General features: G+C 71.5%; 12 protein-coding genes and 1 riboswitch. Of the genes, 3 read left to right on the forward strand and 9 right to left on the reverse strand.

Annotation, left to right across the window (positions count from 1 at the left end; all coding sequences use genetic code 11):
* The first annotated feature begins 58 nt into the window (after positions 1–58).
* A complete protein-coding gene (locus tag F8566_RS47985) occupies positions 59–586 on the forward strand; it encodes an NUDIX domain-containing protein (protein WP_151570898.1) in 528 nt (175 codons plus the stop codon).
* Positions 583–1584: an adenosine deaminase gene (locus F8566_RS47990; RefSeq protein WP_151570900.1), complete on the forward strand. Its 1002-nt coding sequence runs from the start codon at positions 583–585 to the stop codon at positions 1582–1584. Before F8566_RS47985 ends, F8566_RS47990 begins: the two co-directional genes overlap by 4 nt.
* On the opposite strand, the gene F8566_RS47995 is transcribed toward F8566_RS47990, so the two are convergent.
* A complete protein-coding gene (locus F8566_RS47995) occupies positions 1553–2761 on the reverse strand; it encodes a sensor histidine kinase (RefSeq protein WP_151570902.1) in 1209 nt (402 codons plus the stop codon). The genes F8566_RS47990 and F8566_RS47995 overlap by 32 nt on opposite strands.
* Positions 2762–2874: 113 nt before the next feature.
* Positions 2875–2988: riboswitch (TPP riboswitch) on the forward strand.
* Here F8566_RS47995 and thiC point away from each other — a divergent pair.
* A complete protein-coding gene (thiC, locus tag F8566_RS48000) occupies positions 2984–4717 on the forward strand; it encodes a phosphomethylpyrimidine synthase ThiC (RefSeq protein WP_151570904.1) in 1734 nt (577 codons plus the stop codon). (Overlaps the previous riboswitch by 5 nt.)
* Here thiC and F8566_RS48005 read toward each other — a convergent pair.
* The 8 genes from F8566_RS48005 to F8566_RS48040 all read right to left on the reverse strand — a co-directional run bounded on the left by F8566_RS48005 (position 4687) and on the right by F8566_RS48040 (position 13817).
* Positions 4687–5346 (reverse strand): class F sortase, encoded by a 660-nt coding sequence (locus F8566_RS48005; protein ID WP_151570906.1) that lies wholly within the window; start codon positions 5344–5346, stop codon positions 4687–4689. The two genes, thiC and F8566_RS48005, sit on opposite strands and share 31 nt — an antisense overlap.
* The gene (locus F8566_RS48010; protein ID WP_151570908.1) at positions 5343–5840 is read right to left on the reverse strand and encodes a hypothetical protein; all 498 of its coding nucleotides are present in this window, start codon (positions 5838–5840) and stop codon (positions 5343–5345) included. Before F8566_RS48010 ends, F8566_RS48005 begins: the two co-directional genes overlap by 4 nt.
* A gap of 166 nt (positions 5841–6006) precedes the next feature.
* On the reverse strand, positions 6007–7020 hold the full coding sequence (gene speB, locus F8566_RS48015) for an agmatinase (RefSeq protein WP_151570910.1): 1014 nt from the start codon (positions 7018–7020) through the stop codon (positions 6007–6009).
* Between the two features lie 14 nt (positions 7021–7034).
* Positions 7035–8990, reverse strand: a complete 1956-nt coding sequence (locus F8566_RS48020) for a WD40 repeat domain-containing serine/threonine protein kinase (RefSeq protein ID WP_192810267.1) — start codon at positions 8988–8990, stop codon at positions 7035–7037.
* Positions 8991–9066: 76 nt separating this feature from the next.
* A complete protein-coding gene (locus F8566_RS48025) occupies positions 9067–9681 on the reverse strand; it encodes a class F sortase (protein WP_151570914.1) in 615 nt (204 codons plus the stop codon).
* On the reverse strand, positions 9674–10606 hold the full coding sequence (locus tag F8566_RS48030; protein ID WP_151570916.1) for a DUF4397 domain-containing protein: 933 nt from the start codon (positions 10604–10606) through the stop codon (positions 9674–9676). Before F8566_RS48030 ends, F8566_RS48025 begins: the two co-directional genes overlap by 8 nt.
* 161 nt (positions 10607–10767) lie before the next feature.
* On the reverse strand, positions 10768–12120 hold the full coding sequence (locus F8566_RS48035) for a hypothetical protein (protein WP_151570918.1): 1353 nt from the start codon (positions 12118–12120) through the stop codon (positions 10768–10770).
* A gap of 53 nt (positions 12121–12173) precedes the next feature.
* A complete protein-coding gene (locus tag F8566_RS48040) occupies positions 12174–13817 on the reverse strand; it encodes a long-chain fatty acid--CoA ligase (protein ID WP_225994200.1) in 1644 nt (547 codons plus the stop codon).
* Positions 13818–13866: the final 49 nt, after the last annotated feature.

Consider the following 13866-nt stretch of genomic DNA (forward strand, 5'->3'; position numbering starts at 1 on the left):
CCCTAGTGATCCTGACCCTATCGGTAAGGGTTTGAAAGCCCCCCGATAGCGTCCCGTCATGAGATGGACGCTGCACGGCGAGCGGGCCCTTTACGAGAGCCCCTGGATGGATGTACGGCTGGCCGACGTCGAGCTGCCCGACGGGCGCCGGTTCGACCACCACCTGCTGCGGGTGCGGCCCGCGGCCGGCGTGGTCGCGGTCGACGAGCGGGACCGGGCGCTGCTGATCTGGCGGCACCGGTTCATCACCGACCAGTGGGGATGGGAGATCCCGGGCGGGCGGGTCGAGGCGGGCGAGGAGCCCGCCGAGGCCGCCGCGCGCGAACTGATCGAGGAGACGGGCTGGCGGGCCGGGCCGATCCGGCATCTGCTGGACGTCCGCCCCTCGCCCGGGATCCACGATGGCGTTCATCACATCTTCCGGGCGGACGGCGCGGTACGGATCGGGGAGCCCACCGACGTCGAGGCCGAGCGGATCGAGTGGGTGCCGCTCTCGTCCGTGCGGGAGCTGATCACCGAGGGGCAGATCGGGCAGGCTTCTACCATGGCGGCACTGTTGTACCTCGCCGCCGGAGGCGCCGCGTGACCAGGCCCATCCCGAAAGCCGAACTCCATCTGCACATAGAGGGAACGCTCGAACCCGAGCTCGCGTTCTCCCTCGCCGCGCGGAACGGGATCACCCTGATGTACAGGTCGGCGGACGAGCTGAGGAAGGCCTACGCCTTCGACGACCTGCAGTCGTTCCTGAACCTGTACTACAAGCTGATGGCGGTCCTGCGCACCGAACGTGACTTCGAGGACCTGGCCGACGCCTACCTGGCGCGGGCCGCGGCGCAGGGCGTCCGCCACGCCGAGATCTTCTTCGATCCGCAGGCCCATACGGCGCGCGGCGTGCCGATCGAGACCGTCGTGGCCGGTCTCGGCCGCGCGCTGAAGGCCGCGCCCGCCCGGCACGGCGTCACCACACGCTTGATCATGTGCTTCCTGCGCGACGAGTCCGTGGAATCGGCGCTGGCGACGTTCGAGAGCGCGCGGCCGTGGTTCGGGGACCCGATCATCGGGGTGGGGCTGGACTCGGCGGAGGTCGGCCACCCGCCGTCGAAGTTCCGGGAGGTCTTCGACCGTGCCCGGGAGGCGGGGCTGCGGCGCGTGGCGCACGCGGGCGAGGAGGGGCCGCCGGAGTACGTCTGGGAGGCGCTGGACGTGCTCGGCGCCGAGCGGATCGACCACGGCATCCGCTGCGTCGAGGACGAGCGGCTCTTCCTGCGCCTGATCCGCGAGCAGGTGCCGCTCACCGTCTGCCCGCTGTCGAACGTGCGCCTGCGCTGCGTGGACCACCTCGCCGATCATCCCCTGCCGTACATGCTGGACTCCGGGATGCTGGTGACGGCCAACTCCGATGACCCGTCCTATTTCGGCGGCTACGTGGGCGACGTCTACGACGCGCTGGAGGCCGAGCCCATGCTCATGATCGGCGTGGATGAGCTCCAGCTCCTGGCGGCCAACTCGTTCAGGGCGGCCTTCCTGTCCGACGAGGAGCGCCGGGCCTACCTCAAGGAAGTCGAGAGGCACCGCTGGGTGTGACGGGCTCGGTGTCCGGCAGGGACATCGGCAGGGTGGCGGTCACGGCGAAGCCGCCGTCCGCCCCCCGGCCGGTCTCGACCGTCCCGCCTACGCTGCGGGCCCGCTCGGTCATGCCGACGATGCCGAATCCCTCGCCGGGCCTCTCCCCGGTGCTCTCGCCCGGCCCGCGGCCGTCGTCGGTCACGCTCAGCGTGAGCTCCGTCTCCGTGCGGACGAGGCGGACCTCGACCGTGCGGGCCCCGGCGTGCTTGATGACGTTGGTCAGGGCCTCCTGCACGATCCGGTGCGCGACGATCCCGACTTCGGGGGCGGGCTCTCCTTCGCCCAGGTCGACCAGGCAGGCGTCGAGGCCAGCCGCCCGTGCCGCGTTCACGAGCTCGCCGACGCCGTCCAGCCCGGCCGCCAGCTCGCCCGGCACCCCGGGCGCGTCGGTCCGCCGCAGGATCTGGAGCGTGGCGCGCACCTCGGCGCGCGCGTCCCGGCAGGTCGCGGCGATGGAGTTGAGCGTCCCGGCGAGCTCCGCCCGGTCCAGGGGGCGATCGCCCGCCACCTGGTGCGCGGCCGCCCCGGCCTGCACGCCGATCACCGTGATGGTGTGGGCCAGCAGATCGTGCAGGTCGCGGGCGATGCGGAGGCGCTCCTCGGCGACGCGCCGCAGCGCCTCCTCCTCGCGGGTGCGCTCGGCGGTCTCCGCCCGCTCGAGAATCGCCGCCATCCGCGACCGTTGCACCCGCCACGCCTGGATGCCGATGATCACGGCGATGATCGCTTCCAGCGCGCCGATCTGCTCCAGGAAGCTGCTCCCGCCCGCGCGCATCGCGAACGTGACCGCGCAGATCGTCAGGATCACGCACACCGTCGTGAGGACCGCCCTGACCCTGCGGCCCAGAAAGGCGTACGTGACCAGCGCGAGCACCTCGGCGGGCACGACCGCGTGATGCTGGTAGCCGATCACATGGAAGGGCAGCACGAGCGCGGTGAAGGCGAGCAGCACCGCCCCCGGCCATCGCCGCCGCCACGCCAGCGGCGCGTGAAGGGCGATCAGCAGCAGGGCTCCCCCGGCGTCCAACGGCCGGTCCTCGGGCCACTGCAGCGTCGCCGCCAGCGCGCCTCCCGCAAAAACGGCCGCGAGCAGGCCGTCCACCACTTCCGGCCGCAACCGGCGCACGATCACCACGTTCCATACCGTAACGGAACCTCCCCATGACGTCCCGCCGGGTCGGCCCGGAACGGGCCATACATCACCGGTGGTGGTTGCGGCAATGGGGGGACGGCGGGTTAACGTCGGGCACGACAGATCGCGGGGGCCCGGCGAACCGGGCTGAGATAGCGGCTGAGACGGCCGCTGACCGCTGGAACCTGACCGGGTAATGCCGGCGTAGGGAGAGATCCAGTCGTCATGAACGACACCGCTGTTTCACGTGCCCGCAAGACCTATCTCCAGGGGTCGCGCCCGGACCTGCGGGTCCCCATGCGCGAGGTGCCGCTGACCAACGGCGACACCGTGGTGCTGTACGACACCTCCGGGCCGTACACCGACGCCGCGTACGAGACCGACGTGCGGCGGGGACTGCCCGCGCTGCGCGCGGACTGGATCGCCGAGCGCGGCGACACCGCCGAGTACGAGGGCCGTGCCCTCCGTCCCGAGGACGACGGCCGCAAGTCCACTGACCCCTTGCGCGACCAGGCGGCCTTCCCTGCGCGCAGACCGCGCAAGGGGACGGGAGCGCCGGTGACGCAGCGCGCGTACGCGCGGCGAGGGGAGATCACCCCCGAGATGGAGTACGTGGCGCTGCGCGAGGGCGTCGCCCCCGAGTTCGTCCGCGACGAGCTCGCGGCGGGCCGTGCCGTGCTGCCCGCCAACGTCAACCACCCCGAGATCGAGCCGATGATCATCGGCAAGAACTTCCTGGTGAAGGTCAACGCCAACATCGGCAACTCGGCGGTGGCGTCGTCCATCGAGGACGAGGTGGAGAAGATGACGTGGGCGACCCGCTGGGGCGCCGACACCATCATGGATCTCTCGACGGGCCGCGACATCCACACCACGCGCGAGTGGATCCTGCGCAACTCGCCCGTCCCGGTCGGGACGGTGCCGCTCTACCAGGCTCTGGAGAAGGTCGGCGGCGACCCGGCGGCGCTGAGCTTCGAGGTGTTCCGCGACACCGTGATCGAGCAGGCCGAGCAGGGCGTCGACTACATGACGGTCCACGCCGGGGTGCTGCTCTCGTACGTGCCGCTGACGGCGCGCCGCAAGACCGGCATCGTGTCGCGGGGCGGATCGATCATGGCGGCCTGGTGCCTGGCCCACCACGAGGAGAACTTCCTCTACACCCGTTTCCGGGAGCTCTGCGAGATCTTCGCCTCCTACGACATCACCTGGTCGCTCGGCGACGGGCTGCGCCCCGGCTCCATCTACGACGCCAACGACGAGGCCCAGTTCGCCGAGCTGCGGACGCAGGGCGAGCTGACCAAGATCGCGGCCGAGTACGACAACCAGGTGATGAACGAGGGCCCCGGCCACATCCCCATGCACAAGATCAAGGAGAACGTCGACCGCCAGCAGGAGTGGTGCGACGAGGCCCCGTTCTACACGCTCGGCCCGCTGACCACCGACATCGCGCCCGGCTACGACCACATCACCTCGGCCATCGGCGCCGCGATGATCGGCTGGTACGGCACCGCGATGCTCTGCTACGTCACGCCCAAGGAGCACCTGGGCCTGCCGGACCGCGACGACGTCAAGGCGGGCGTGATCGCCTACAAGATCGCGGCTCACGCGGCCGACCTGGCCAAGGGGCACCCGGGCGCGCAGGCATGGGACGACGCGTTGTCGGACGCCCGGTTCGAGTTCCGCTGGGAGGACCAGTTCGACCTCTCGCTGGACCCGGACACCGCGCGGTCGTTCCACGACGAGACGCTGCCCGCCGCCCCGGCCAAGACCGCGCACTTCTGCTCGATGTGCGGCCCGCACTTCTGCTCGATGAAGATCACGCAGGATGTGCGCCGGTACGCCGACGAGCAGGGTCTCGCCGAGTCCGACGCGCTCGCCGCGGGCATGCGGGCGAAGGCCGCGGAGTTCCAGGCCGCAGGCGGGCAGGTCTATCTCCCGGTGGTGCCCTCCGACGGCTGAGACCCGGCGAGGCGCGCCCAGGCGATCACGTTGCGGGTGTAGCTGCGGCGGGCCCGGTCGAACGACCCGCCGCAGGTGATCAGGCGCAGCCCGGCATGGTCCAGGTCGCCGTACACGCGGGCGGTCGGGAAACGGTCCTTGGGGACGTCCTCAACGGAGGTCACCTTGAACCGCACGGCCCGGCCGTCCGCGCGTACCACCCGCACGGCGTCACCTGGGCGCAGCCGCCCGAGCCGGTAGAAGACGCCCGGCCCGCCCCGCCCGGAGTCCACGTGGCCGAGGAGCACGGCGGGTCCGCGCTCCCCCGGTACCGGGCCGTGCCGGTACCAGCCCACCTCGTGGACCCGGGAGAGCGGCGGCACCTGGACCGTGCCGTCGCGGCGCAGTCCCACCGGCCCGACCGGCGCGGTCACGCCGATCTTTTCGATGACGATGCGGACCGGCTGCGGCGCCCGTGCGGCCGGAGCCTCCGACGCGATCCCGGCCTCACCGGACCGGGCGGGCGGAGCGGCCAGAGCGGCGGGGCGCGGCGGCGGCCCGTACGGCCGGGTGGTCACCCAGGCCACGCCAAGGCCCGCCGTCCCGAGGAGGATCGCGGCACCGACGCCGAAGAGGCGTGACGGCGTCATCGGCGCCCCAGCACCTCGCCGAAGCCGGTCGCCGCCGCGCCCGCCGGCACCTTGCGGGTCTGCTTGGTCCGGCTGGTCACCGGCTCCTTCTCCGGCGCGGGCGGCGCCGGCGGCGCCACCACGGTGAACCGCGCGTCGTCGGCGTACGGGGCCTTCTTCACGAAGGCGCCCGGAGCCTTGCAGGCGGCGCGCACGGTGTAGGACCCCGCCTTGATCGAGGGATCGAGCCGCGGGGTGAACGTCTTGTGCTCCCGGACGGCGGTGGCCTCGGGGAAGGCGGGCGAACTCACCTTCAGGACGGCCTTACCTCCCACGTGGGTCATGCAGCGCACCTTCACGCGCACCGTGTCCCCGGGCTTGACCTTGGACGGGGACACGGTGACGACGGTCGGGCGCGCGTTGCCTGGAAGAGTGGGGCCGTCGGCGTGCGCCGGACCGGCCATCCAGGCGAGAGCCATACCGGCCGCGGCGACGAGCAGGGATGTGCGATGCATGTGTTTCCTCCCGAGAGTGCCCGCAGGGGGCCCAGACCTTCGACGAGAGGAAAACGGACGCCGACCGCCCCTGACCAGGCGCCACACCGCGCCTTGCGTTCCGTTGATCATCTGTTTCCACGGTCGGGAGGTCGCCGCCCTCGCGCCTTCACCGTCCGTCGAGCCTTCACCGTCCGTCGAGCAAGGGGCGCCTGGGGTCCCAGGTGGTGCCGTCGGCGGCGTCACGGCGGCGGCGAGCGATGCCCGACAGGGCCTCCAGCACGACGCGGTTCGCGAGCAGGGAGGTGATGTCGGCGTGGTCGTAGGGCGGCGACACCTCGACGAGGTCGATGCCCACGACCGGCAGCTCGCAGGCGATCCGGCGCACGGAGTCGAGCAGCTGGCGGGCGCTCAGCCCGCCCGGCTCGGGCGTTCCGGTGCCGGGCGCGTGCCCGGGATCGCAGACGTCGATGTCGACGGAGAGAAAGACCCCGTCGCAGCCGTCGGTGGCGATGGCGAACGCCTCGGTCAGGCATTCGGTGAGCCCGCGCTCGACGATCTCGGTCATCTCGTACGAGCGGATGCCCTGCTCGGCCATCCAGCCCAGGATCTCCGGCCCCGGCCAGTAGCCGCGCAGCCCGATCTGGAGGAAGCGGTCGCCGCGCAGCGCCCCGGACTCGATCAGCCTGCGCATCGGCTGGCCGTGCCCGACGAGTGAGCCGAACTCGATGTCGCCGGTGTCCGCGTGGGCATCGAAGTGGATCATCGAGACGCGGCCCTGGCCCAGGTGTCGCGCCACCCCGGCGTGGTCGGGCCAGGCGATCGTGTGGTCGCCGCCGAGGATGAACGGGATCGCTCCGGTCGAGGCCACGGCGTACACGGCCTCCTGCAGATCCCGGACAGACCGTTCGGCGTCGCCCGAGAACATCTCGACGTCGCCCGCGTCGTACACCCGTAGGTCGGCGAGCGCGTCCACCCGCAGGGCCAGCGACGGCCGCGAGCCGTTCTGCGGCAGGTAGCACGACTGCCGGATGTACTGCGGGCCGAACCGGGTGCCCGCCCGGTGCGACGTGCCCCCGTCGAACGGGGCGCCGAGGATCACGACGTCGGCGTCGGCGTAGGTCGCCGGATCGCCCCACTCGCACCGGTCGACGCCGAGGAAGGTGATGTCCGGGCCGAACTGGGTGCCGTAGCGGCTCATGCGATCAAGGATAGCTAGGTGCTGATCGCGTAGAGGCGGACCGCTCCGTCGTCACTGCCGGTGGCCAGCAGGCGGCCGTCGGGGCTGAAGGCGAGGGCGTTGACGACCGCGCTGCCGTGCCTGATGGCCGCCATCGGCTTGCCCGTCCCGGCGTCCCAGAGCCGTACCGTCTCACCGCCTGCCGAGGCCAGCACCCGCGCGCGGGGGCTGAACGCGACGGCCGTGATGCTCTTGTCGTGGCCCGCGAGCGTGGCGAGGGGACGCCGCCGGATCGTGTCGTACAGGCGCACGCTCCCGTCGAACCCGCCCGCGGCGAGGGTGCCGCCGTCGCGGCTGAAGGCCAGGCTGGAGACGACGGCCTTGACCTTGGTGAGCGTGACGCTCTTGCCGGCGACGGTGTTCCAGAGCCGGATGGTGGCGCTGCCCGCGACGGCCAGCCTGCCTTGCCGGCTGAACGCGGTGGTGAAGGTGCTCTCGTACTCCGCGGGGCTGCGCAGGGTCGACAACCAGGACCGGTCGGCCGTGCTCCACAGGCGCACCGCGTCGGTGCCGGCACAGGCGAGCACCTTCCCGTCCGGGCTGAACGCCAGCGAGGCGACGCTGTTGCCCTCCGTGCCGAAGCCGGACTTGCGCCGCTGGGTCGTGGTGTTCCAAAGGATGACCTGGCCGTCGTAGCCGCCGCCGGCAAGAGTGCGGTCGTCGGGGCTGAAGGCGATGCTGAAGACCGTGTACTTCTGCCCGCGCAGGGCTCCGGCCTGCCGTTGCGTGGCGACGTCCCAGAGCCGGACGGCCGAGCCGTCCCCGCCCGCGGCCAGCATGTTCCCGTCATGGCTGAACGAGAGGGTGAGGACGCGGTCCCCGGTGAGCGTGCCGACCAACCGGGGGGCGTCCGCGGCGGGTCCCTTCTGCTCCGGTGGCGCGGGCGTCCTGCCGTCGCGCTGGGAGAGAACGACCAGCAGGGCGAGGACCACCGCGGGCACGATCGACAGGGCGAGGGTCCTGCGCCGCGCCGAAGCCCTCCTCGCGGGGCGGAGCCGCGGTGGTTCGGGACGCGGCACGTCGTCCGGGATCGGGTCGGTGACCGCGATGCGCTGGTCGGTGCCCGTCCGGATGATCGTGGCGCCGGCGTCCGCCCACACGCTCTCGTCCTGCAGCAGGGCTTCGAGCATCGCGATCGTGTCGTCCGCGGTGAGACGTTCGCAGGCGTCGCGGTGGAGCAGCCCGTTGAGCACCGGGGTGAGCGGGCCGGCGAGCCTCGGCGCGGGCGGGTCGGTGGTGAGAATGGAGTAGAGGACGGCGTTGGCGTTGGGCCCGGGGAAGGGCCTGCCCCCCTCGACGGCGTAGTAGAGCGTGGCGCCGAGCGACCACAGGTCGGAGGCGGGCACCGCTTGTTCGCCCCGCGCGCGCTCCGGGGAGGTGTACGCGGGCGCGCCCATCACGACGCCCGTGTGCGTCAGGGAGGGGTCGCCCTGGATGACCGCGATGCCGAAGTCGGTCAGCACCGCGCCGCGTTCGCCGATCAGGACGTTGGCGGGATTGACGTCCCGGTGGACGACGCCCGCCTTGTGGGCCGCATTGAGCGCTCCCACGATCCGCAGGACGATCTCGGCCACCCGCCGGGGCGGCAGCGGGCCCTCGCTCCGGACGACGGCGTTCAGCGACCGGCCGTGGACGAGCTCCATGATGATCCACGGGTCGCCCTCGTGCTCGACGACGTCATAGATCCGCACGGCCGCGGGATGGTCGATCCGGGCGGCGGACCTGGCCTCCCGGAAGGTCCGGCGGCTGCGCTCCTGCCACTGGTCGGTGCCCAGGCTGCCCGCGTGCGAGGCCAGGAACAGCTTCTTCGCCGCCACGTCCCGGCCGAGGCGCTCATGCCGCGCCCGCCATACGACGCCGAACCCGCCGCGGCCGATCTCTGCGACGAGCTGGTACTGACCGGCGACCAGCTGACCGGGGACCTCGGTCATGGGGAGCCCGCCTTCCGGTGACGCGCGACCCATCGAATGCGAGTGCTTCAAGGATCAGGCATTCCGGGGAGTCGACTCAATGGGCCAAGGCGGCATAAATCACGACATTGGTCTTGTAGTGGCCGGTGGTGCGGTCGAACCCGCCCCCACAGGTGATCAGGCGCAGCTGCGGATCGGGGGTCGCCCCGTACACCTCCTTGGTCGGAAAGCCGGTCTTGGCGTACGAACGCACCTCCTCCACCCGGAACGTGACGCTCTTTCCCCTGGCGTCGCCGACCTGCACCGTCGCGCCGCGGCGCAGCGTCCCCAGCCGGGTGAACACCGCGGGGCCCGACTTGGAGTCGACATGGCCGACGACGACGGCGGGACCCGGCCGTCCGGGCCGGACGCCGTCGGCGAACCAGCCCGCCCGCGCCGGGTCCCTGGGTGACTCCAGTTCGCCCTGCCCGCCCATGCGGAGCCGTTCGAGCGTCGAACGAACCCCGATGGAGGGGATGCGGAGTTCCACCGGCTCGCCGATACCGCCGGTGGCCGGATGGCTGGACACCTGCGCGGCCTGCCCGCCCGGCACGGCCGACCAGCCCGGTGTGGGCCCGGCCGCCGTGTTCGCGGTACCGCCGCAACCTACGAGACAGCACAGCATGAGGCAGCACAGCGCGAGCCCGGCGGCCGCGCGGCGCGACTCAGGCACGGCGGCGCGATCTGACGAGCACCATCGTGCCCATGCCGGCGCAGGCCATCACGGCGAGAGCCACAACGGTCCAGACGCCGCGGTCCTCTTCGTCCGCCGGCTCCGCGACATGCCCCGCAAGCCCGCCGAAGCCCGCGTTCACGCCGCCTGTCGGCGTCCGCGAGCCCTGTGCCACGTCGACGAGCGAGACCACGCGAAGCCCGGGCTTCCCGTCGAGGACGACCACGGTGTGCACCGAGCCGGCGCCGAGCGCGACCTTCGCGCCCGCCTCCTCGCCGCCTTCGCCCTCCACGCGCACCCGGGCGGTCCTCGCCGGCACGATCTCGTACGGGGCGACCGACGCGAACTCAAGGCCACTGGCCAGCTTCCGTTCACCGAGGCTGACGTCCACCGTCGGCACCTTGAGCGAGGCGGCGATGACACGGACCGCCGCGCGGCCCGCGGGCAGGTCCACCGAGTCGTTCACGACCTGCAGTTTGATGCCCTTGTAGGGGCCCATCCCCGCGACGGTGTACGCGCCGCCGCCGCGCACCCGCACGACCGCCGACAACACCGGCGGGCTCGTCGCCGCCGCGTTCGCTGGCCGCATCGCGACGGTGTAGGTGCCGCCGTCGAGCCGCTGGTACGGCGAAAGGGCGCCGTAGCCGACGTGTTTGAGGACGAGCCGCTGGTTCTTCCGGTTGAGCGACCCCTTCCCCGCGTACAGGTAGACGTCGACCGCGGGGGTGTCCGGGGACAGGTGCGCGAGGCGTACGTAGCCCTGGGCCGGGGCGGCGCCATCGGAGGCGGCGGCGCCTGGGACCGCGCCGATCCCGGCTGCGGCTGCCGTCAGGACAGCGACCGCGCCCACGCGGGCGAATCGGATGGAACAGCCGGCGCGGCCGGGACGACCGCCTGAGCTGTACGGAGGTGCGAGTGCCAGCATGGGCGCTCCCTGCGGGGCTGAAGGCGGCGGGACGCGGCACCCGTAGGAGCTACAGGGAGCGCCACGTCACGCTCCGGACGGTGCAACATTTCAATCCAATGCACCGTTGAGAGCAATGCGATGAGCCAAAGCGTCACCGGCCACATACGGCCACCACTCGGTTACGGACACGGAGCGTAGAGCCTCCGCGTTCCGCTCCCCGCCGCATGGGCGTCACGATCGCTGAACCGGCAGCCGTAGTCGGCGGCAGCGATGACCTGGGGGTTCCTCAGGTCATCGCCAGCCGGCCGCTGCCCGCGGTGCACCCACCGGCTCAGGTCGTCCCATGCCGCTCCCGCCTCCGCCGCCGAGAACTCACAGTGCTGCGTGCTCCGGATGGCACGCTGTACCAGCAGCTTGGACTGCCCGTGCCGGGAGACGTCCGCGAGGTACGCACGTTCCATGGAGAACGGAACGAACAGGTCACCCAGGTTGTGAAGGCTCAGCACGGGCACATTGGGGACGCCGAAGATCTGAGGCGACTGGGTGAGGAACGGAGAGTAACGGGCGCGCACGTTCTCCGGGCGGACCCGCTGCACGGTGCGGTTGATGTCGACGGGGGTGTTGGGTACGTAGCGGGCGCGGAGGTTCGTCGCCAGTTGGCCGGGATCCTCGGCGACCGTCCCCTCGGCAGGCCCTCCCTGGGAGAACAGGAAGTTCTGCCAGAACGAGAATGCCCTGTCGGCGCCAGGCCGCTGCCCGCCGCTCCGGTTCACGGTGATGGCGCGCAGTTGCCTGCCCAGCGGGTTGGCGATGTCGGTCGCGCCGGGCGGCAGCGTGTCGATGCCGAGCGTCCGCTGGATCTTCGGGACGGTGACGGACAGATAGTCCTGGCCCGGCGGGTAGGCCCGGATGCCCGCGAGGCCCTGGGCGACAAGGTGGTAGTCCAGGAAGAAGTCGAAGAGCGAGTTGTCGCCCATCACCCCGCACATCGGCAGGCCGCCCGCGTAGAAGCGCGGGTACTGCTCCAGCGACCGGCCGGTGATGTGGCCGCCCATCGAGGCGCCGATGATGAACGTCCGGTGAGGCCGTCGCACCAGGCTGCCGAACCGCAGGGCCAGGGCGTGCGTGCTCAGGACTCCCGCGCGCACGTCGTAACCGTTGGCGTAGTACGACGACGCCGCCCAGGCGTACCCCTGGTCCAGAAGCCTCTGGCGCAGGCCGAACGGAGGCGGCGCGACGGTCAGCACCTTGCCCTGGCCCGCGTACCCGTGCGCCCACATGACGAGCTCGCCGTTCCATTGGGGCGGGACCTCGATGTCATAGGCCGCGTGCCGGTGGACCCCTTGCAGCACCCGGGACGGACGGCCGTGCACGGTCGCGGGCGGCAGCGGCGGATTGACGATGGTGTAGCCGGGCAACGGCTGGTCGTCCGGAGTCGACCCACCGGAGGCGACGCCCGGAGGCGCCAGGCCGCCGGCCGCGAGCACCAGTCCGGTGAGAAGAACGAGGAACCTGCGTGGGCGTCGCTGCATGAGGCTCTCCCTTCCTGGAGGTCGGCGGCCGGCGAGCCGGGCTCCCGCACTATTCAGCGTTCAACGCGTTCGACCTTCAACGCCGCGTCGCGATGGTCTGCCCGCAGCGGCTTTTTGTCGAACTTCCCGGTGGTGGTTTTGGGAATTTCGGTAAGAAAGGCCCAGTTCTCTGGAACCTGCCAACGGGCCACCTTGCCGTCGAGAAAACCCGCCAGTTCCGCGGCGGTCGCCGTGCTGCCCGGGCGCAGCACCACGCAGGCGAGCGGACGCTCGTCCCAGCGAGGGTCGGGGACGCCGATGACGGCGGCCTCGAGCACGGCCGGGTGCGCCATGAGGTGGTTCTCCAGCTCGACGGAGGAGATCCACTCACCGCCGGACTTGATGACGTCCTTGGCACGGTCGGTGATCTGGAAGTAGCCGCGCTCGTCGATCGTGCCGACGTCGCCGGTCCGCAGCCATCCGTCGTGGAACTTCTCCGGTGCCGGATCGCGGTGGTACGACCCGGTGATCCACGGCCCGCGCACCTCGATCTCGCCGACGGACGTGCCGTCCCAGGGCAGTTCCGCGCCCGCGTCGTCGACGAGCCGCATCTCCACGCCCGCCGCGACCCGGCCGGACTTCAGCCGCCACTCCAGGTCCTCGGCCGATCCGCGGGGCACCTCGGGCGGCGGGATCGCCATGCCGCCGAGCGGGCTCGTCTCGGTCATCCCCCAGCCTTGGACGATGCGCAACCCATGCCGTTCCTCGAACCGTTCGAGCAGCGCGCGGGGCGCCGCGGCCCCGCCGGACGTGCCCACCCGGAGCGACGACAGGTCGATCTTCTGACCTGTCCCGTGCTCCAGGATGGCGCTCCAGATCGTCGGCACCGCCGAGGCGAAGGTGGTCCGCTCGGCCTTGATGAACCGCGTGAGATGGTCCGGCTGCAAGAACCGGCCAGGCATGTGGAGCGTGGCGCCGGACAGGAACGCCGCGTACGGCAAGCCCCAGGCGTTCACATGGAACATGGGGACGATCGCCAGCACACGGTCGGCCGCGGTGATGCCCTCCAGGGAGGCCGACTGGACCGCCAGCGCGTGCAGGAACGTCGAACGGTGCGAGTACACCACGCCTTTGGGGTCCCCGGTCGTCCCGCTCGTGTAACACATGGAGGCCGCCGCACGTTCGTCCATCTCCGGCCACGCATATCCGGGCGCCTCGGCCTCGACCAGGTCGTCGTAGCGCAGCACGGGAACACCCCGGCCGTTGGCCTCCAGCGCGGACGCGTCTCCCTTGCCGACGACGATGAACGCGTTGACGGTGCGCAGTTCGTCCATGACCCGCGCCAGGAGCGGCACCAGGCTGTCATCGACGATGACGACCTCGTCCTCGGCGTGATTCACGATGCGCGCGAGCTGCTCCGGGAAAAGCCGGATGTTGAGGGTGTGCAGGACCGCCCCCATGGCGGGCACGGCGAAATAGGCCTCCAGGTGTTCCTGGTGATTCCAGCAGAAGGTCGCCACCGCGTCCCCCTCGCGCACGCCCAGCCTGGTGAGCGCGGCGGCGAGCCGTTCGGCGTTCTCCGCGATCCGCGCATAGCCGGTGTGGCGTGCTCCCTCACCCGTCCAGGTGACGCACTCGGCGGCCGCGTGCACACGGGAGCCGTGGCGCAGGATGGCGGCGATCGACAGCGGGAAATCCTGCATGGTGCTGGAAATCATGACCGTTTCTCCGGGGGTGGACGTCATCCGTTGTTCAGCACATACCGAC

This window comes from Actinomadura rudentiformis (genome assembly GCF_008923185.1).
Taxonomy (GTDB): Bacteria; Actinomycetota; Actinomycetes; order Streptosporangiales; family Streptosporangiaceae; genus Spirillospora; species Spirillospora rudentiformis.

Bases quoted from the DNA above. Each gene is read 5' to 3' on its own strand.
- F8566_RS48035 (WP_151570918.1), bottom strand. From the start codon at position 12,120: ATGCAGCGACGCCCACGCAGGTTCCTCGTTCTTCTCACCGGACTGGTG.
- F8566_RS48005 (WP_151570906.1), bottom strand. From the start codon at position 5,346: ATGACGCCGTCACGCCTCTTCGGCGTCGGTGCCGCGATCCTCCTCGGG.
- F8566_RS48010 (WP_151570908.1), bottom strand. From the start codon at position 5,840: ATGCATCGCACATCCCTGCTCGTCGCCGCGGCCGGTATGGCTCTCGCC.
- F8566_RS48020 (WP_192810267.1), bottom strand. From the start codon at position 8,990: ATGACCGAGGTCCCCGGTCAGCTGGTCGCCGGTCAGTACCAGCTCGTC.
- F8566_RS47985 (WP_151570898.1), top strand. From the start codon at position 59: ATGAGATGGACGCTGCACGGCGAGCGGGCCCTTTACGAGAGCCCCTGG.
- F8566_RS48030 (WP_151570916.1), bottom strand. From the start codon at position 10,606: ATGCTGGCACTCGCACCTCCGTACAGCTCAGGCGGTCGTCCCGGCCGC.
- speB (WP_151570910.1), bottom strand. From the start codon at position 7,020: ATGAGCCGCTACGGCACCCAGTTCGGCCCGGACATCACCTTCCTCGGC.
- thiC (WP_151570904.1), top strand. From the start codon at position 2,984: ATGAACGACACCGCTGTTTCACGTGCCCGCAAGACCTATCTCCAGGGG.
- F8566_RS48040 (WP_225994200.1), bottom strand. From the start codon at position 13,817: ATGATTTCCAGCACCATGCAGGATTTCCCGCTGTCGATCGCCGCCATC.